The 19,424-nt window shown below is 46.4% G+C and carries 18 protein-coding genes; 3 read left to right on the forward strand and 15 right to left on the reverse strand.

Going from position 1 to position 19,424, the window contains the following annotated elements; genetic code table 11:
* The first annotated feature begins 68 nt into the window (after positions 1–68).
* Complete coding sequence (pta, locus tag EL341_RS11475) at positions 69–2,216, forward strand: phosphate acetyltransferase (protein WP_047781479.1); 2,148 nt, start codon at positions 69–71, stop codon at positions 2,214–2,216.
* Positions 2,217–2,301: 85 nt separating this feature from the next.
* Here the strand turns inward: pta and yfcD are convergent, their stop codons facing one another.
* Positions 2,302–2,850 carry an NUDIX hydrolase YfcD gene (gene yfcD, locus EL341_RS11480; protein WP_047781480.1) on the reverse strand — a complete coding sequence of 183 codons (549 nt, stop codon included), beginning with the start codon at positions 2,848–2,850 and terminating at the stop codon, positions 2,302–2,304.
* Between the two features lie 14 nt (positions 2,851–2,864).
* Positions 2,865–3,410 carry a phosphodiesterase gene (gene yfcE / locus EL341_RS11485; RefSeq protein WP_047781481.1) on the reverse strand — a complete coding sequence of 182 codons (546 nt, stop codon included), beginning with the start codon at positions 3,408–3,410 and terminating at the stop codon, positions 2,865–2,867.
* 404 nt (positions 3,411–3,814) lie between these two features.
* Between yfcE and EL341_RS11490 the strand changes: the two genes are divergently transcribed.
* Positions 3,815–4,717, forward strand: a complete 903-nt coding sequence (locus EL341_RS11490; protein ID WP_074822644.1) for a TIGR01777 family oxidoreductase — start codon at positions 3,815–3,817, stop codon at positions 4,715–4,717.
* 798 nt (positions 4,718–5,515) lie between these two features.
* Here EL341_RS11490 and EL341_RS11495 read toward each other — a convergent pair.
* The 10 genes from EL341_RS11495 to pdxB form a co-directional block, all read right to left on the reverse strand.
* A complete protein-coding gene (locus EL341_RS11495) occupies positions 5,516–6,088 on the reverse strand; it encodes a UbiX family flavin prenyltransferase (protein ID WP_074822641.1) in 573 nt (190 codons plus the stop codon).
* Between the two features lie 133 nt (positions 6,089–6,221).
* Positions 6,222–7,739 (reverse strand): amidophosphoribosyltransferase, encoded by a 1,518-nt coding sequence (purF, locus tag EL341_RS11500; protein WP_074822638.1) that lies wholly within the window; start codon positions 7,737–7,739, stop codon positions 6,222–6,224.
* Positions 7,740–7,790: 51 nt separating this feature from the next.
* Positions 7,791–8,282, reverse strand: coding sequence for a colicin V production protein (cvpA, locus tag EL341_RS11505; protein ID WP_047782696.1), 492 nt, complete (start codon positions 8,280–8,282; stop codon positions 7,791–7,793).
* A gap of 134 nt (positions 8,283–8,416) precedes the next feature.
* The gene (gene dedD / locus EL341_RS11510) at positions 8,417–9,130 is read right to left on the reverse strand and encodes a cell division protein DedD (RefSeq protein ID WP_126467836.1); all 714 of its coding nucleotides are present in this window, start codon (positions 9,128–9,130) and stop codon (positions 8,417–8,419) included.
* Complete coding sequence (folC, locus tag EL341_RS11515) at positions 9,123–10,403, reverse strand: bifunctional tetrahydrofolate synthase/dihydrofolate synthase (RefSeq protein WP_126467838.1); 1,281 nt, start codon at positions 10,401–10,403, stop codon at positions 9,123–9,125. The genes dedD and folC overlap by 8 nt, the downstream gene beginning before the upstream one ends.
* A 99-nt stretch (positions 10,404–10,502) precedes the next feature.
* Positions 10,503–11,411, reverse strand: a complete 909-nt coding sequence (accD, locus tag EL341_RS11520) for an acetyl-CoA carboxylase, carboxyltransferase subunit beta (RefSeq protein WP_047781487.1) — start codon at positions 11,409–11,411, stop codon at positions 10,503–10,505.
* Positions 11,412–11,598: 187 nt separating this feature from the next.
* Entirely contained in the window at positions 11,599–12,264 is a 666-nt protein-coding gene (locus EL341_RS11525; protein ID WP_047781488.1) for a DedA family protein, read from the reverse strand.
* Between the two features lie 12 nt (positions 12,265–12,276).
* A complete protein-coding gene (gene truA, locus EL341_RS11530) occupies positions 12,277–13,092 on the reverse strand; it encodes a tRNA pseudouridine(38-40) synthase TruA (RefSeq protein ID WP_047781489.1) in 816 nt (271 codons plus the stop codon).
* Positions 13,092–14,102 (reverse strand): aspartate-semialdehyde dehydrogenase, encoded by a 1,011-nt coding sequence (locus EL341_RS11535; protein ID WP_047781490.1) that lies wholly within the window; start codon positions 14,100–14,102, stop codon positions 13,092–13,094. Before EL341_RS11535 ends, truA begins: the two co-directional genes overlap by 1 nt.
* Positions 14,103–14,205: 103 nt before the next feature.
* Complete coding sequence (gene pdxB, locus EL341_RS11540; protein ID WP_126467840.1) at positions 14,206–15,333, reverse strand: 4-phosphoerythronate dehydrogenase PdxB; 1,128 nt, start codon at positions 15,331–15,333, stop codon at positions 14,206–14,208.
* Positions 15,334–15,624: 291 nt separating this feature from the next.
* On the opposite strand from pdxB, the gene queC reads away from it, so the two are divergent.
* Positions 15,625–16,314: a 7-cyano-7-deazaguanine synthase QueC gene (gene queC / locus EL341_RS11545; protein WP_126467842.1), complete on the forward strand. Its 690-nt coding sequence runs from the start codon at positions 15,625–15,627 to the stop codon at positions 16,312–16,314.
* A gap of 115 nt (positions 16,315–16,429) precedes the next feature.
* On the opposite strand, the gene EL341_RS11550 is transcribed toward queC, so the two are convergent.
* The 3 genes from EL341_RS11550 to hupB all read right to left on the reverse strand — a co-directional run bounded on the left by EL341_RS11550 (position 16,430) and on the right by hupB (position 19,293).
* Positions 16,430–16,780, reverse strand: a complete 351-nt coding sequence (locus tag EL341_RS11550) for a ComEA family DNA-binding protein (protein WP_047781493.1) — start codon at positions 16,778–16,780, stop codon at positions 16,430–16,432.
* Positions 16,781–16,950: 170 nt separating this feature from the next.
* On the reverse strand, positions 16,951–18,831 hold the full coding sequence (gene ppiD / locus EL341_RS11555; RefSeq protein WP_126467844.1) for a peptidylprolyl isomerase: 1,881 nt from the start codon (positions 18,829–18,831) through the stop codon (positions 16,951–16,953).
* 189 nt (positions 18,832–19,020) lie between these two features.
* A complete protein-coding gene (gene hupB, locus EL341_RS11560; RefSeq protein WP_047781495.1) occupies positions 19,021–19,293 on the reverse strand; it encodes a nucleoid-associated protein HU-beta in 273 nt (90 codons plus the stop codon).
* Positions 19,294–19,424 lie beyond the last annotated feature (131 nt).

Here is a 19,424-nt window from a genome sequence, read left to right on the forward strand (position 1 = left end):
CAATAACACCGTCAGCTCATGCTGGCGGTGTTGTTTTGACGAAAGCATAACCTAAAAGAGGTTTAGTCGTGTCTCGTACCATTATGTTAATCCCTACCGGCACCAGCGTCGGGCTGACCAGTGTTAGCCTAGGTGTCGTTCGCGCTATGGAGCGCAAAGGTGTCCGTTTAGGCGTCTTTAAGCCAGTAGCCCAATCCCGTTCTGGTTCTGATGTGCCAGACCAAACCACTACAATTCTTCGTGCCAATTCGAATGCGGTTACCGCACAGCCGTTAAGCATGAGTCAGGTGGAAAGCCTGCTGGGTAGCAATAAACAAGACGTCCTGATGGAAACGATTGTTGAACGTTACCAGGAATGTGCCAAAAATTCTGAAGTGATACTTATTGAAGGTTTAGTGCCCACTCACCAGCACCAGTTTGCTAATGCACTAAACTATGAAATTGCTAAAACGCTGGGCGCAGAAATTGTGTTCGTTATGGCATTAGGTAATGATTCTCCGGCGCAGTTAAAAGAACGCATTGAATTAGCCCGTTCCAACTTCGGCGGCAATAAAAACGAAAACATTACCGGCGTTATTATCAATAAACTGAATGCTCCGGTTGATGAACAAGGCCGTACTCGCCCTGACCTGTCAGAAATGTTTGACGATTCATCGGCTAAACAGCCGATCACCGTTGTAGATACGGCACAATTATTTACTAATTCTACGCTGCCAATTTTAGGCTGCATCCCGTGGAATCTGGATCTGATTGCTACCCGTGCTATTGATATGGCTCATCACCTTAAAGCTCGTATCATTAACGAAGGTCAAATTCGTACTCGTCGTATCAAGAGCGTCACTTTCTGTGCTCGTAGCATTCCAAATATGCTGATGCACTTCCGTCCAGGTTCACTGTTAGTAACCTCTGCCGATCGCCCTGACGTTCTGGTTTCAGCTTGCTTAGCTGCAATGAACGGCGTAGAGATCGGTGCGATTCTGTTAACCGGCGACTATGAAATTGACGAACGCATACACAAACTATGTGAACAAGCGTTTGAAACTGGCCTACCGGTATTTATGGTGAACACCAATACTTGGCAGACCTCTCTGTCACTGCAAAGCTTCAGTCTGGAAGCACCAGCAGATGACCATGAGCGTATTGAATTATCACAGGATTATATTGCCAGCCACATCAATAGCGAGTGGATTGATACGCTGACGGCTAACTCTGAAGGTTCCCGCCGCATGTCTCCTCCTGCCTTCCGTTATCAGCTCACAGAGCTGGCACGTAAAGCCGGTAAACGCGTCGTTTTACCTGAAGGTGATGAGCCGCGTACCATCAAAGCTGCAGCTATCTGTGCAGAGCGTGGTATTGCGCAATGTATCCTATTGGGTAATCCGGAAGAAGTTAAGCGCGTTGCTGAAGCGCAAGGCGTTGAGCTGGGTAAAGGCGTAGAAATCGTTGATCCGGCAGAAGTCCGCGAGCGTTATGTTCCTCGTTTAGTGGAACTGCGTAAGAGTAAAGGGATGACCGAGGTAGTTGCCCGTGAGCAACTGCAAGATAACGTGGTTCTGGGCACTCTAATGCTGGAACAGAGCGAAGTTGACGGTCTGGTTTCCGGTGCTGTTCATACCACCGCTAACACCATCCGCCCACCGCTACAGTTAATTAAAACAGCACCGGGAAGCTCACTAGTTTCTTCTATCTTCTTCATGCTGCTACCTGAACAGGTTCTGGTTTACGGTGACTGTGCGATTAATCCAGATCCAACCGCAGAGCAACTGGCTGAAATTGCTATTCAGTCCGCTGACTCCGCCGCTGCTTTTGGTGTTGATCCTCGCGTCGCCATGATCTCCTACTCTACCGGCAACTCCGGTACCGGTAGTGATGTTGATAAAGTCCGTGAAGCAACCCGTCTGGCTCAGGAAAAACGTCCTGACCTGGTGATTGATGGTCCGTTACAGTATGACGCCGCCATTATGGAAGATGTTGCCCGCTCTAAGGCACCTAATTCTCCAGTTGCCGGTAAAGCGACCGTATTTATCTTCCCTGACCTGAACACCGGTAACACCACTTATAAAGCCGTTCAGCGTTCTGCTGATTTGGTTTCTATCGGTCCGATGTTACAAGGTATGCGCAAGCCAGTGAACGACTTATCTCGCGGTGCACTGGTTGACGATATCGTGTATACCATCGCACTGACGGCTATTCAGGCTGCACAGAACCAGAACTAATCTGCTATTGCAGGCATAAAAATGCCGGGCTCTGATAAAGAGCCCGGCATTTTTTATGACCGAATAGAACGTTAGCCTGATTAATTTACTGTGATTCGACCTGTTCCTGCTCCATCTGTTGTACAGGATTTCGGGTCAACCAGAGATTCAGCGCTTTTAGCGAATCCGGCGTAAATTCATCAGCTCGGCTCTGAATATCTTCCAGCGTCAACCAGTGTACGCTTTCAATCTCTTCTTCCTGTAAGGCAAACGGGCCGTGTGACACACAGCTAAATAACGATCCCCAAACCATACAGCTATCTGATTCGTAATAAAAAGTGCCATGGTCGGCAAAAGGAACATCCGCAATCCCCAGCTCTTCTTCTGCTTCACGACGAGCCGATGCCAGCATATCTTCACCCTGCTGTACCACTCCGCCTGCAGTCGCATCCAGCCATCCCGGATAGAAGTCTTTTATATCAGTACGACGCTGAACCAAAATTCTTCCCATACCATTATGAACCACAATATAGGTGGCTCTGTGGCGCAAGTTTTTCTCTCTCATTTGCATACGGGTAACTTGAGCCATCACGTTATTGTTTTCATCAACAACATCGACCCACTCAACCTGTTCGGTCTGGTTTTGTTCTTCCATCTATGAAAGCCTTTTTATAACGATGCCTGAACAATGGGTTCCGCGTGCTGCAAACTCAACACTTGCAGTTCCCCATCCCTCAACATACCAAAACTTGCTGGGTATCCACCTTTCGGTAAACTGGCAGACCCCGGATTAAATAGATAAACATCCTGCCGCTTTTCGGCCTGCGGGATATGTGTATGCCCATAAACAAAAACATCCCCGGCACGTAGCGGAGGAAGTTTATCAGGGTAATAGTGATGGCCATGGGTCAAAAACAAGCGCCGCTCGTTGAGCAATACCTGTTGCCATGTTGCCTCTATAGGGAAGTTTAATAGCATTTGGTCAACTTCACTATCACAATTCCCACGAACCGCAACAATTCTATCAGCAAACCGATTAAGTTGCAGTGCCACTTCTGCCGGATTATAGCTATCCGGCAATGGGTTACGTGGCCCGTGATAAAGCAAATCCCCCAATAAAATTAACCAGCCGGCACCTGAATGCTCAAACCGCTCTAATACCTGATGAGTAGCAGATAAAGAACCATGTAAATCAGAAGCAAACATCAGTTTCATTGGTCATGACCCCAAGTATGAAGTGAATTTGGGTTAATATTTTATGATTAATCGCTTGATAAAAAGGACCTAAGTCAGCGCATTCTACTGCATAAAAATCATCTTATCTCGTCATAATATACATAATGGCATTAAGGAGAAACTAAGCGAATCGGTTTGTCTCAGACGTTTATGGCATGAACAGCGCCAAAATGAGGTCCCCCCCCTCAATTCGCGGCCAAAAGCACCATTACCTTAATCAGCAGCGATCGATCATCATTGCACAAAAATACAGATTAACGAGCAATGATCAGGTTAAAAAATAAAGTTGTGAGCAAAAGGAGTATTTTACGCTAACTATCCGCTATTATTATCAATACAGACAAGACGGTTTCATTGCTTATGACTGCTTTAGGAGTTCCCTCATGCATATACTGATCACAGGTGCCACAGGACTCATTGGTCGCCATCTGACGAAAAACCTGCTATTGCAGTCTCATCGCATTACTGTCCTCAGCCGTAATCCGCTGCATGCTCACACCCTTTTTGATGATAGCGTTAATTATCTGGATTCGCTGGATACTCTAAATTCACTGGATGGATTTGATGCCGTCATTAACCTTGCTGGTGAGCCTATTGCCGATAAACGCTGGACCAGTGCACAAAAAACACGCCTGTGTAACAGTCGTTGGCAGTTGACCGCTCAACTCAGCAAATTAATTACCCAAAGTGAAAATCCACCATCGGTGTTTATTTCTGGCTCTGCGGTAGGCTATTACGGTAATCAGGGGCAAAGCGTAGTAACCGAAGATGACAGCCCCCACCCTGAGTTTACCCATACCCTATGCCAACGTTGGGAAGAGGAAGCCTTGCTGGCCAAAAGCCCGCGCACCCGGGTCTGTCTGATACGTACCGGTATTGTGCTCTCTACTGAAGGGGGAGCATTAGCCAAAATGCTACCCATTTTTAAAATTGGCTTAGGTGGCCCTCTGGGTTCAGGTTTGCAGTATATGCCGTGGATTCATATTAACGACATGGTGGGTGCCATCATATTTTTGCTCACCACTCCCGGTCTTGAAGGCCCATTTAATATGGTTTCACCTTATCCGGTACATAATGAGCTATTCACCGATCTACTCACATCGGCTATCGACCGACCCCACTTCTTCCGTACCCCTGCATTTGTAATTCGTCTTCTGATGGGGGAATCGGCTGTTTTGGTGCTTACTGGTCAGCGAGCGCTGCCGAAACGTCTGGAGAATGCGGGCTATCGTTTTGAATTTACGGAGCTGGATAAGGCGTTTGAGAATCTTTTCCAGAATAAGTAAAGCAAGGTCGGTGTTCATTTCGTCATCCCGGTGAAAGCTGGGATTTGCTCTTAGGCTATCCGTTGCTATTAAGCTAAAACCCAGATTCCGGCTTTCGCCGGAATGACAGGGGTGATGGGAGTAATGAGAGTAGCGAAAGTGGCGGGCGATAATGACTCAGCTTATCCATTCAAGTCTCCCCACAGTACTCATATTGTCATCCCAGCGAAAGCTCTGATGAATCCCCAGAAATTTTTTCTTTGGGGATTCAAAGGATTAAAGTGGGTATTTTGTGAGCGATTTATTCCACTTATTAGTGACTCATTCAGAATATGCTCGCATTCCCCCCTTCGTCGTTCCGGTGAAAACCGGAACGCGTAGCCGCAGGCGTAGCAAACATTCGCATAGCGAATGGCCCGAAGGGGAGCGCAGCGAATCATCTAATGTTTTAGCTTAACGACAACGCTTGGCTTAAGAACGAGGTCCCCGCTTTCGCAGGGATGACGGTATAAATGCGGGAATGACAATATAAATCATAGTTAAGAATTCATGTTTATTTTTCTGGGAATTCCTCAGAGCGAAAGCTGGGATCTGTCCTTAGACTACCCGCTGCTATTAGGCTAAAACCCAGATTCCGGCTTTCGCCGGAATGACTGGAAGCTATGGGAATAATGAGAGTGGCGGAAGTGGCGGAAGTGGCGGGCATAATGGCTCAGCTTATCCATTCAGGTCTACCTATAGCACTGATATCGTTATCCCAGTGAAAGCTGGGATCTGCCCTTTTTAATCACGCAACACATTTAATTTCTTGATTAACCATCAAGACTTACCCTGCCAGCGTTTAAACAGGTCCTGCTCCAACTGAATATCAAACTGATCTAACACCCGGTTAATCGTCTGATCAACAATATCCATGATGCTTTCAGGGCGATGATAGAAAGCCGGTACCGGAGGCATAATCACCGCCCCCAGCTCGGCGGCCTGAGTCATTAAGCGCAGGTGTCCAAGGTGTAGCGGGGTTTCTCTCACGCACAATACCAGCGGTTTTCTCTCTTTCAACGCTACGTCAGCCGCTCGGCTTAATAGGTCATCGGTATAACTGTTAACAATGGCCGACAGGGTTTTCATTGAACACGGTAAAATAACCATTCCATGACAGCGGAACGAGCCAGATGAAACGGATGCAGCAATATCACGAACATCATGCACCACCGAAGCCAACGATGTGACATCCTTCAGGCTGAAATCCGTTTCCAACGCCAGCGTTTGGCGCGCGGCATTACTCACGATCAAATGAGTTTCAACCTCCGGGCAATTTTGCAGTATCTGCAATAAACGAATGCCATAAATCGCACCGCTGGCACCAGAAATGCCGATAATTAAACGTTTCATGATAAAGACTCTTTTGCATTCGCTGATAATGGAAGACTGTGCCGCAATCATTAAGGTTAATCAATCATAATCAAACAGCAATAAAAATGCCGGACTGAATCATTCACCCCGGCACAGTTTAGCAGAGAACGATTTACCCTTCGTTATACAACTCCAGATTTTCAGCATTGTGCTGTTCGGTATCCACTTTAGTATCGTCGCTACGCAATGTATCAAGATAATCGAGATAATTCTGATCGATATCTTTTGTCACATAGATACCGTCAAATACTGAACACTCAAACTGCTCAATATCGTGGTTATCATCGCGAACTGCCTCGATCAAATCATCAAGATCTTGGAAAATCAACGCATCAGCACCGATAATCGCATTAATCTCCGCCACTTCCCGACCATGTGCAATCAGTTCATTAGCGCTTGGCATATCAATACCGTAAACGTTAGGAAAACGCACTTCTGGCGCAGCCGAAGCCAGATAAACCTTCTTCGCCCCCGCTTCTCTTGCCATTTCAACAATCTGTTCAGATGTGGTACCGCGCACAATGGAATCATCCACCAGCAGGACATTCTTATCACGGAACTCTGCACGATTGGCATTCAATTTACGGCGAACTGACTGTTTACGCGCCTGTTGGCCGGGCATAATAAAAGTACGACCAACATAGCGATTCTTCACAAAGCCCTGACGATAAGGTTTATCAAGAATACGCGCAATCTCCAGCGCAATATCACACGATGTTTCTGGGATAGGAATCACCACATCGATATCTAAATCGTCCCATTCACGGGCAATTTTCTCTCCCAGCGTTTTCCCCATACGCACACGAGCGCTGTATACCGAAATTTTATCGATAAATGAATCCGGTCGAGCAAAATAAACGTACTCAAACAGACAAGGGTGGCTTTCAGGATTGTCGGCACATTGTTGAGTAAACAATTGCCCTTGCTCAGTGACGTAGATAGCCTCTCCCGGCTCGACATCGCGAAGGAACTCAAAGCCCAATGTATCTAACGCGACGCTTTCTGATGCCACCATATACTCAACACGGTTATCCTCTAGCTTACGTTTACCAATAACTAGCGGACGAATGCCATTAGGATCGCGAAATGCCAGCATACCGTGACCAATAATCATCGCCACACAAGCATACGCGCCACGAATCATCTTATGAGTATTACGCACTGAGGTAAAAATATCTTCCGCCGTTAAGGGGTAATGGCGAAAGTTATCCAGTTCACTGGCCAGAATATTCAGCAATACTTCAGAATCAGAAGTGGTATTGATATGGCGACGAGCCACTTCAAACATCTTCTGTTTCAATTCATGGGTATTGGTCAGATTACCATTATGGGCCAGAGAGATACCATAGGGGGAGTTAACGTAGAATGGCTGCGCTTCAGAAGCGCTGGAACCTCCGGCAGTAGGATAGCGAACGTGGCCGATGCCCATATTGCCTTGCAAACGCTGCATATGCCGCATTTCGAACACATCTTTTACCAGTCCGTTGGCCTTTCTTAAGCGAAAACTATTATTTGCATCTATCGTTACAATCCCTGCTGCATCTTGCCCACGGTGCTGAAGCACCGTAAGCGCATCATAGATGGATTGGTTAACGGGCGTAAAACCAACAATACCGACAATACCGCACATGTTGTCTTTTCCTCATCAGTATCACCGCACGCCCATCTAACAATCATGCTATTACATAGTGTGCGGCAAGAAACTCGACGAACTCTGCAAGTAGTCAAAGAACCACTTGATAATATGGCTAAACTGCGGGATTAGCTGGGATTGAGCCCAGTCTGAACTATGTGAGAACGATGTAAACGAGTCGAGGAAAAACAGTAGTGCTGCCACAATCAGGGCGCCACGCAATGCACCAAAACAGATGCCTAAAACGCGGTCAGTACCTGAAAGGCCAGTATGTTTTACCAGCGATCCGATCACATAGTTAACAATAGCGCCCACAATCAGCGTCGCAATAAATAGCGCGGCAATAGCGATTCCATTACGTACCAGTTCATCCTGAAACTGGGTAAAGTAAACCGTTAGATATGGGTAAAACTGACTGGCAACAAAGAACGCTGCTACCCAAGTCACTAACGACAAAGCCTCGCGAACAAATCCGCGAATCAGGCTGACCAGTACTGAAAAGCCAATAACACCAATAATGACATAGTCAACCCAATTCAACATACGTACATCCATGCATTTATATTGTGAAACTTCATAAAATCAGCCTATATAAAAACTACGCCATCTGATTTTCAGCGCATTCTAACAGAAAAAGGAAACGTTTGCGTATCGATTTTATCATTACGCAAACGTTATCGTACGGCACTATATGCTTTAACCTGTCCACTCAAACCCGTCAAGCGTTTAAGTTCAGGCAATGCAGCCTCAAGCTTTTGCTTTGATGGATCCGGACCTACTACCAACCGGGTAATTTTCCCCTGCACCGGCGTTGCTGGGATCGTATAAACCCGATGGCCTGACAAACGAAGCGTTGCGACCAACTCATTAACTTTGTCCGCATTCTTTAGGGCACCAAGCTGAACAATATAGGCCTGACCTACCGGAGGTTTCTCTTTCGGTTTTTCCGACTCTACCGGTTTATTATTGGCAACGGGCTTTTGCTCAGTTGGCTTCGGTACAACAGGTTCAGGTTTGGGTTCAGGTTTACTCTCTGGGGGCTTAGTTTGAGTGACCTGGGGTAGCGTTTCCGGCTGAGCATTTACCGCTGTATTACCAGCGGTAGTCGAAGCCAGCGGCGGTGGGGCTATCCCGGTGTTCGCATTATCAACGACTTGACCGTTGCCCACTGTCGCCGTTGCACCAGGATTAACCGGCGGCAAATTATGGTTTACCGAAGGTAAAATTTCGGTATTCCGATCGTCACCTTCTTTTGGTACCAACGGTATTGCCGCAAACTCTTCTTCATAGTGTTTCTTCTTACCATCAAACAAACTGGGAAGTACGATGACACCAATAGCAACAATAATGACGGCCCCTACCAATCGGTTTTGAAATTGACTAGCCATCCTGTTCTCCTGTACTTGACGCCAGTATTTCCATCACATGTGCAACGGTATGGAAAGAACCACAGACGATAATCGTGTCCTGACTACCGGCATCCTGTAGCGCCTGTTGCCAGGCCTGTTTAACATCAGTAAACACGCTTGATTGCGGTAAATATTGAGCCAGTTGCTCTGCGTTAGCGCCACGAGGTCCTTCTAGAGGCGCGCAGTACCAGATATCTACCTGAGGCTTAAGCAACGCCAGCGTGCCTTCTATATCTTTATCTGACAACATTCCCACTACAGCATAGACTTTTCCATCACGATGCGGCAGTGCCGCAAGACGCTGGGCTAAATAGCCAGCGGCATGAGGATTATGGGCAACGTCTAATATCCTCAACGGTGATTGTCCAATAACCTGAAAACGTCCCGGTAAGGCAGCCTGCATCAACCCTTGACGGATGGCCTCATGACTCACTTTCAAAGATGAATAATGCAATGCTGATAGCGCTGTCGCCGCATTAGGCAGAGGAACGTTTGGTATCGGTAAGCCTGCAAGTTTTTCCTCAGCAGCCTGCCAGCACCAGCTCTCGCCCGACGCTTCCAGTTCAAAGCACCAGTCATATCCACGACGATACAGCGGAGAACCAAGTTCAGCAGCAACATCAGCAATGCTTTGCGGCATATCAGGTTCACCCACTACCGCAGGTTTATCTGCACGGAAAACGCCAGCCTTCTCACGGCCAATACTCTCACGGTCGAAGCCTAACCAGTCGGTATGATCCAGCGCAATACTGGTCACTACAGCCACATCTGAATCCACAATGTTGGTGGCATCCAGACGCCCACCTAAGCCAACCTCTAAAATCACCACATCCAAATTGGATTGTTTAAACAGTTGAAGGGCAGACAGAGTACTAAATTCAAAATAGGTTAAAGACGTCTCCCCTCTTCCCTGCTCAATCAAAGCAAAGGCTTGGGTATGCGCACTCTCAGGTAGTTCTTGCCCCTGTATTCTTGCTCTTTCAGTATAGCGAATCAGGTGCGGGGAACTGTAAACACCCACGCGAAACCCTGCTGCCATAAGAATCGTTTCCAGAGTGCGGCAAGTGGTACCCTTGCCATTAGTACCGGCAACGGTGAAGACATAAGGCGCGGGTTTAAGCAGGTCGAGGCGCTCTGCAACAGAACGAACACGTTCCAGGCCTAGTTCGATAGCCTGATTATGCAGATGCTCAAGATAATAAAGCCACGAGGCAAGAGGCGACGTGGCTTGAGGTATATCTAGATCTTTCATGATTCCCGTTCACTTAGCTACGGTTTCACTCTTGTGCAACCCGACCAGATAATCATGGCCGGGTTGTTCGTTTATAATTAATGAAGTAACCAATACGGCTTACTTTTCAGTATCTGATACAGATACTGAAGCCTCGGCTTCATTAACACCTTCATCAGGCAGAGGCTGATTAGTCATTTTGGCTAACAGACTCGCCAAACGTAGGCGCATTTCAGGACGACGTACAATCATATCAATCGCCCCTTTCTCAATCAGGAATTCACTACGTTGGAAGCCCGGCGGTAACTTTTCACGCACGGTCTGCTCAATAACCCGTGGACCAGCAAAACCAATTAATGCTTTAGGTTCAGCCACATTAACATCACCTAACATCGCTAAACTGGCTGACACGCCGCCCATCGTTGGGTCGGTCAACACGGAGATGTAAGGCAGTCCGCGTTCTTGCATTTTAGCCAGTGCAGCACTGGTTTTCGCCATTTGCATCAAAGAAAACAGCGCTTCTTGCATACGGGCACCGCCGCTGGCAGAAAAACAAACCAGTGGACAATTATCTTCTAATGCCTGCTCAACGCCGCGAACAAATCGAGCGCCAACCACGGATGCCATTGAACCGCCCATAAATGAGAACTCAAACGATGCCACAACCACTGGCATACCGTACAGCGTTCCCTTCATGACGACTAAGGCGTCTTTTTCATTGGTTTCTTTTTGTGCAGCCGATAAACGGTCTTTGTATTTTTTAGAATCTCTGAACTTTAGCAGATCTTTCGGTTCAAGCTCACTACCCAGCTCGACTTCACTCCCCTTGTCCAGGAAACTGTGCAGGCGCACGCGGGCACCCATACGCATGTGATGATCGCATTTAGGGCAAACGTCTAAATTACGATCCAACTCAGCGCGATAAAGCACTTGTCCGCAGCTGTCGCATTTGGTCCAAACCCCTTCAGGGATATTAGCTTTACGCGTTGGAGCGCTACTTTTACTTAAAATTCGTTCAATCCAGCTCATTGATGACCTTTCTGTTTAAACCAAGCATAGCGTTGGTCAGCTATTCAGACGGATATCTTCCCGTGATAATGACTGTCAATGTCAGACACAAAATACGCCGCCCATTAAACCATATCACCCTGACAGATTGGACTAAAACTTGTCAGGGCCCCTTTATTCTCTCTGGCAAAAAATATAATCGATTGAATTATTGTATTTTTTTATTTTTTGCTGCAGCTCGCCGATGGCGTAAAACTTCAATTACCCCAGGCATAACGGAAATAATAATGATGGCAACAATCAATAATTTTAAATTTTGCTGCACAATTTGCAAATCCCCGAAAATATATCCTGCATAGGTGAATAGCACAACCCAAACCACCCCACCGATAATATTATATGCGGCGAAACGACGATAGCTCATCTCACCCATACCCGCAACAAAAGGGGCAAAAGTGCGGATAATCGGTACAAATCGCGCCAGAATGATGGTTTTTCCACCGTGGCGCTCATAAAATTCGTGGGTTTTAACCAAATAGCTGCGGCGAAATATTTTGGAGTCCGGATTTTTAAACAGTTGGGCGCCAAATAATTTACCGATGGTGTAGTTTACCGCATCACCTAAAATAGCTGCAGCAATCATCAATCCTACCATTAAATGCACATTAATATCATTGCCCGGTAAAGCGGATAATGCACCTGCGACAAACAGCAATGAATCTCCGGGTAAAAATGGCGTAACCACTAAACCGGTTTCACAAAATAAAATCAAAAACAGAATGCCATAAACCCATGGGCCGTAATTTTCAAATATCTGAGCCAGATGCACATCAATATGAAGAATAAAATCAATCAAGTAAGTAATATATTCCATAAAGGGTGTTAATCATCCACAAAAATTATCGTTTAAAAAAAGCGGCCCTAAAGGCGATTTAGGTAATTGAAAGGTATCCGGATAATCTACCGCAACCAAATACAATCCTTCCGCTTTCGCCGTTGCTGCAGCTAAAGTGCGATCTTTTTCGGCCAAAAGCTCAGCCATCCATTCTTCACTTTGGTTGCCACAACCTATTTCCAGCAAACTACCAACAATATTTCTAACCATATGATGAACAAAGGCATTAGCCTTAATATCTACCACGACATAGGCACCCTGTCGTGTCACCTTTAAATGTTTTACATTACGCCATGGCGTACGCGACTGACATTGAACAGCCCGAAACGAAGTAAAATCATTTTCACCCAATAAACATTGCCCGGCACGGTGCATACGCGACTCATCCAGCGGTAAATGAAAATGCGTTACCCCGTGACTCAGTATAGCTGGGCGTAAACGATGGTTATAAATAATATAGCGGTAACGGCGTGCCGTTGCACTGAAGCGTGCATGAAAATCCTCATTAACGCTTTTCATCCATCGTACCGCAATATTAGAGGGTAAGTTAGCATTTACCCCCATCGTCCAAGCGACATCTTTTCTGATGACATCGGTTTCAAAATGCACCACTTGCCCGGTCGCATGCACACCTGCATCCGTCCTGCCGGCACAAAAGACGCTAACGGGCTGATTAGCCACCGTCGTTAAGGCTTTTTCCAAATGCCCCTGAACACTGGCGACTTCTTGCTGACGCTGCCAGCCGTAATAACCACTGCCATCATATTCAATGCCGAGCGCAATCTTCGTTTTGCCTACGGCAGACATTAGTACATGTACTCCTGAATCAGGCTTTCTGCTGTTTTAACCGCCATTAGAGCACCACCAAAACGCACATTATCCGCCACAGACCAGAACTGTAATTGTTCAGGAATGCCATAGTCATTGCGTAAGCAGCCAATACTCAAGTGTGGATTACCGGTCGCATCCCCTACTTGGGTAGGATAATCATCCGCTTCACTGATTTGCAAATCATCGGCATTCAGCAGTTCACCCATCGCCTCTTCGGCGGACAATGGACGCAGACCTTCCATATGTACCACCTGCGCATTACCGTAGAACACCGGAGACTGGATGCAGGACACTGAGATAGCCAGACCGTCATCCTGTAATACTTTACGAGTTTCATCCACGATGCGGCGCTCTTCTCGCACACTGCCCTCTGAATCTGGCAACAGCGGTAATAGGTTAAACGCCAATTGTTTACGGAAAAATCCCTCTTCTACCGGTAAACCGTTCAGTAAACGCGCACTTTGTCCCGCTAGATCGTCAACCGCGGCTTTACCATGAGCCGAAGCAGACAACATGGCGATAACTTGAATACGTGACAAACCAGCCGCTTCAGACAATGGTTTAATTGCGGTTAACAGTTGGCTGGTTAAGCTATCCGCTACTGCAATAATATTGCGATTACGATACTCTGCCAGTGCATGATTGTTCACGCCCGGCACCACTAACGGCACATCATGCTCCAGAGCAAACAATCCACTGTTATCAATCACTAAACAACCGCTATTAGCCGCTTCTTCAGCATAGCGAGCCGCAGCTTCTGCGCCGCCCACAAAAAATGCCAATTGAGCCTGTGACCAATCGAATTCAGCCGCATTCTGTACAATAATACTTTTGCCATTAAAACGAACTGTTTCACCAGCAGTACGCTCACTGGCTAACAGATAAAGCTCTCCTACCGGGAAATTACGCTCTTGTAATAGCTCAATCAGAGCCTCTCCCACAGCGCCAGTAGCACCGAGCACGGCAATTTGCCAACCATCAGTCATGCTGAATTCTCCGAAATAATTGCATTATGCGTTTCCCAACAAACTCTCTCTGTTATTCAGAGAAAAAATGTTTAAACGCTATTTGATCGTCTTGAGTCTGGTATTAGGCCAGCCTGGCGCTGAAACCCAGTTGCTGTAGCAGTGCAGCGCTGTCTGCATTATCACACGCTACGGTTAGCGAGGACCACTCTCTGCGCTCAACATACTCTTTACGTAAACGGTCAAATTCACCACGTTGACCGGCACCCCGTCTTAACGGGGCGTCATCACGACGCACATCATACACCAGATGGATTAATCGTTTTAGCCTGTGTTCATCCAATTCACCATTAAAGGTTATATGATTGAACTCGGCCTGAGGTAATAAGCCGGTTAGGTCAACGCTTTTGGGTTGGCCGAGAAACTCACTGAACGCCTGATAAATCTGAGTAGTGCCGCGCGCTTTGCCTTCCAGGGTATAACCAGCAATATGTGGCGTCCCAATATCCACCATCTTCAGCAGGGGCAGTAATAAATCGGGTTCGGGTTCCCAGACATCGAGTATGGTGCTGAGGCGCTTGCCTTTTTCTAAGGCTCTCATCAAAGCAATATTATCAACAACCGCACCACGACAGGCATTGATCAAAATACGCCCCGGTGGCAGTGCCGCCAAGACCGCCTCATCAACCATATGGAAGGTTTTATCAATCCCATCTTTATACAGCGGCGTATGAAAGGTTAATATATCCGCTTCTTTGACCAGCTTTTCCAGCGGCCAAAATGTTTCGCTGTTATCGGTTCTGGCGCGAGGGGGATCGCACAATAGCGTTTTAATACCCAGCGCCTTCAGGCGATGATTCAATCGAGAACCAACATTGCCAACCCCGATAATCCCGATAGTTTTATCCGCAAGCCGGAAGCTATCCCGTTCCGCCAACATTAACAGGGAAGAAAATACGTATTCCACCACCGCAATGGCATTACAGCCCGGCGCGGCAGAAAATCCGATGCCGTTCTGCTTTAACCAAACCTCATCAACATGATCGGTGCCTGCTGTAGCTGAGCCAACAAAACGCACCTTAGAGCCACTGAGCAGCGCCTGATTGACTTTGGTGACTGAACGCACCATCAAGGCATCAGCATCCACCAGTGATTCACTATTTAGCTGACGACCAGCCACCAAACGTACATCGCCCAATTGCCCAAACAGCGCCGGGGCATAAGGCATATTTTCATCAGCCAAAATTTTCACGTGATTGTTCTCTTTTTAATTCTGCATCGGCTTAAATAATCCATTGCGTTGGAACCATTGATAATAAAACATGGCATCAATGACCGCCAGTCACTATGATAAACGGGTTTATCAGTACTAAAGTTTGCCTATTACCCTATTAACAGCCGCTAACTCACACAATGTAATCAAGAAACCATCTGTTGTACACGCATTCCCTGATTTATCATGGTGAGAAGTAAGTGGTTATTAATGTATTAGCCGATCGATTAAGTATTACTGCTATTTAAGTTGCAAGGATATGGAGTTTATATGAAACGTGCAGTTGTGGTTTTCAGTGGCGGTCAGGACTCAACAACCTGTCTGATTCAAGCGTTAACACAATATGATGAAGTGCATTGTGTCACGTTTGATTACGGGCAACGTCATCTGGCCGAGATAGAGGTCGCCAGAAATTTAACCAAACAGCTTAACGTTGCCGCCCATAAAGTGATGGATGTGGGTTTATTAAATGAATTAGCCATTAGCAGCCTGACGCGGGATAATATTCCCGTTCCGAAAAGCTCAGATAATGGCATTCCAAACACCTTTGTTCCTGGCAGAAATATTCTGTTCCTGACGTTGGCAGCCATCTATGCCTATCAAATTAAAGCAGAAGCGGTGATCACTGGCGTGTGTGAGACCGATTTCTCCGGCTACCCTGATTGCCGAGACGAGTTCGTTAAAGCGCTTAACCATGCCGTTGCTTTGGGCATGGATTACCCGGTCCGTTTTGATACGCCGCTGATGTGGCTGGACAAGGCCGAAACCTGGGCGTTAGCTGACTACTATGGAAAACTGGATTTGATCCGCAATCAAACCTTGACCTGCTATAACGGTATTCAAGGTGATGGCTGTGGTGAATGCCCTTCCTGCCATTTAAGAGCCAATGGTCTGAAAACTTATCTGGCAAATAAACAGCAAACCCTGCAACAGTTAAAAATTAAGCTGAAACTCAACTAATATCCAATGATGCAACAGCGAGCCCCGTTACTTAACGGGGCGATAAATAGATCGTTTATCTCCCTTGATTATAGATGGCTAAACCTGACGCTTTCATTATCAGTGTTATGCTATCTCAAAGCTTAAGGCGGGATAAATTACGCTCTACGGTCGCTATACCAATCCCCGGCACCTCTTGTAACTGCTCCAGACTGGCAAACGGGCCATTCTGCTCACGGTAGTTAACAATATTTTGAGCTTTCTTAATCCCAATACCGAGCATCACCTCAGCAAGCTGTTCAGCGGTGGCCTGATTAAGGCTAACCTGAGGTTCTAACACCTCTTTCGCTGTACTGGAGGATTGAATACTGGCAACAGGTGCCGTTTCCTGAACCGAACCTTGCTCCGGTGCAGCATTGCTTACTGCGGGCAATAATAATGCGCTGATAAACAACATATGGTGTAATTTCATAACTGATTTTTTCATACGGATATCCTTATATAAATTCACTGCGTCATCTGGCAGTCGCATTACATTGTCAATATCGGTAAAAACAGACAATCGGTAGATTACAGATATGCAAAAGGCCGCGCGAGCGGCCTTTGACTATAAGGAACGGTTACATATAAATGCGGTAGTTACCGCATTTATTCCTATTACTGTGCCAGTTCGCCAATCTTGATTTTCGCTTGCTCACGCAAATTACCGACCAGCGCATCCAGAATCACACCGCTATCCTGTTGTACCAGTGAGGCATTGAAAGCCTTGGTCTGGTCTGCATCCAATTTACCCGGATGTACCGCATCCAGAGCAACCAAAATCACAGCATCGTTCTTATCGGTAGAAACGCCATAAACCGGCTGCCCTTCTTTTGGCAACGCTAAAGCAAATACGCTGTCGGCCAATTGGGTATCTTCCGATAAACGGGTGATCACTTGCTTATCACCGAACTTAACGTTTGCTGCCTTCAGAGCTTCATCCCCTTTACCAGCTTTCAGTTCAACCAAAAGTTGGTCTGCTTGTGCTTGCGCCATCTTCATCACGTTCTGACGCTTCAACAATGCAGTGATATCCCCAGAAACCTGTTCAAACGATTTGATCGCTTCCGGACGATGATCGGCAATACGCAGAACAAATGCACGATCGCCTTCCACGGTAATCAGCTCAGAGTTAGAGCCTGGTGCCCCTTTAACTCCAAACAGTTCACCACCAAAAACGGCCTGAGCAACTTCCGGATAAGAAAGCGCTTTTGGCATATTGTCGCGAGTGAACCAATCACTTTCTAATGCTTTCAAACCAGATTGCTTTTCAGCATCTGCCAGTGACAGATTATTACTACCCGCACCATCAATAAGCTTAGTCTGCAGGTCTTCGTATTTTTGATAGGATTTATCCTGTAATAGATTCTGCGCGATTTCATTTTTCACTTCATCCAGCGGTTTTTCTTTTGCCGCCTGAGTATCGTTCAAACGCACAATCAAATAACCCATATCTGAATGAATAACGCCAGAAAGCTGACCTTTTTCCGTCAACTTGGCATTGGCAATTTCATCAGGAACCGCAGTGGCCTCTAACCAACCGATATCACCACCTTTAGCAGCGGAGTCTTTCTCGATGGATTTTTCTTTGGCTAGCGTCACAAAATCAGTACCATTCTTCAGCTGTTCCAGTGCGTCTTTTGCTTCGCTTTCTTTTGCCAGCACAATAATGCTGTAGCTAGTCCGCGCTTTCTGAACATACATCGGTTTATTTTTTTGGTAGAAATCCGCTATTTCCTGATCGCTCACTTTCAAACCATCAGCCAGCGATGCAGCATCAACCTCAATATAGCTAACCTTCACGCTTTCAGGGGCAGTAAAACGATTTTTATTCTGCTCGTAAAACTCTTTCACCTGCTGCTCTGAAGGCATCGCCTCTTTTTTATCTGCCAGCGCTTTCATATCAATGTTGGCTAAACGTACATCACGCTGTTGATGAATCAGGGCAATAACCGATTGAGCTTCTGTAGGCAGCGCAAAGTTGCTTCCGGCAAATGCCGCCAGCAGTTGTTGTGTTAACAGCTGTTTACGCACCATCTCAGCATACTGTTCAGGCGCTATCCGAAAACGATTTAATAAATCGCGGTATTTGCCGTTATCAAATTTGCCATTGGTGGCAAACTCTTCTGAATTTTGAATATTTAACTTAACCTGATCGTCACCAATCGCTAAACCGATCTTAGCCGCATACTGGTCGAGCAGCGTGTCATTGATCATACGGTTAAGAACCTGTTGACGCATTTGCTTTACGTAGCTTTCATTGCCGGCCAGCTGAGAAAATTGCTCGCCAAGCTGCTGTTGTAAACGGTTTCGCTCATCGATAACAGCATTCTCAAACTTAGCGCGGTCGATTTCTTGCCCGTTCACTTCAGCAACAGATGAATTAGAGCCGCTGCCCAGGTAGCTACCTACACCGGTTAAAACAAACGACAATATAATCAAAGCAAGGATAACTTTAAGCACGACACTATTCGAGGCCGCGCGTAGATTGTCCATCATAGGGTGACAACTCTCCGCTGTAATAGGCTAAATCATGAAACGAGCAGATTAGCCGTTCATTAACGACTGACCAACCGGTTTACGTCCACCTTTAAAAGGCATAAAAAAAGCGCACCATCATGATGCGCCTCTATTCTATCAGTTCATTGCCCGAAGGTAATACCTAACTGAGCAAAAACCGCTAAAATCTTAGTTAACAGCGTCTTTCAGTGCTTTACCAGCGCGGAATGCTGGAACTTTTGCTGCTGCAATTTTGATTTCTTTGCCAGTTTGTGGGTTACGGCCAGTACGGGCAGCACGCTCACGAACAACAAATGAACCAAAACCAACCAGAGAAACCTGATCGCCTTCTTTCAAAGCGTCAGTTACTGCATCAATGATGGCATCTAATGAACGGCCAGCTGCAGCCTTGGAAATATCTGCTCCCGCAGCAATTCGGTCGATCAATTGTGATTTATTCACTATAAAATCCCCTTAACGATAAATTGTCGTCCCTGATCATCGATAGGGATACGACACCACTGCTTTTATATCAAGCCAGACAAGCGATAGCAAGTAAGCTCAATGCATTAATTTAACGATACTCAAAAAAA

This window comes from Pragia fontium (genome assembly GCF_900638655.1).
Taxonomy (GTDB): domain Bacteria; phylum Pseudomonadota; class Gammaproteobacteria; order Enterobacterales; family Enterobacteriaceae; genus Pragia; species Pragia fontium.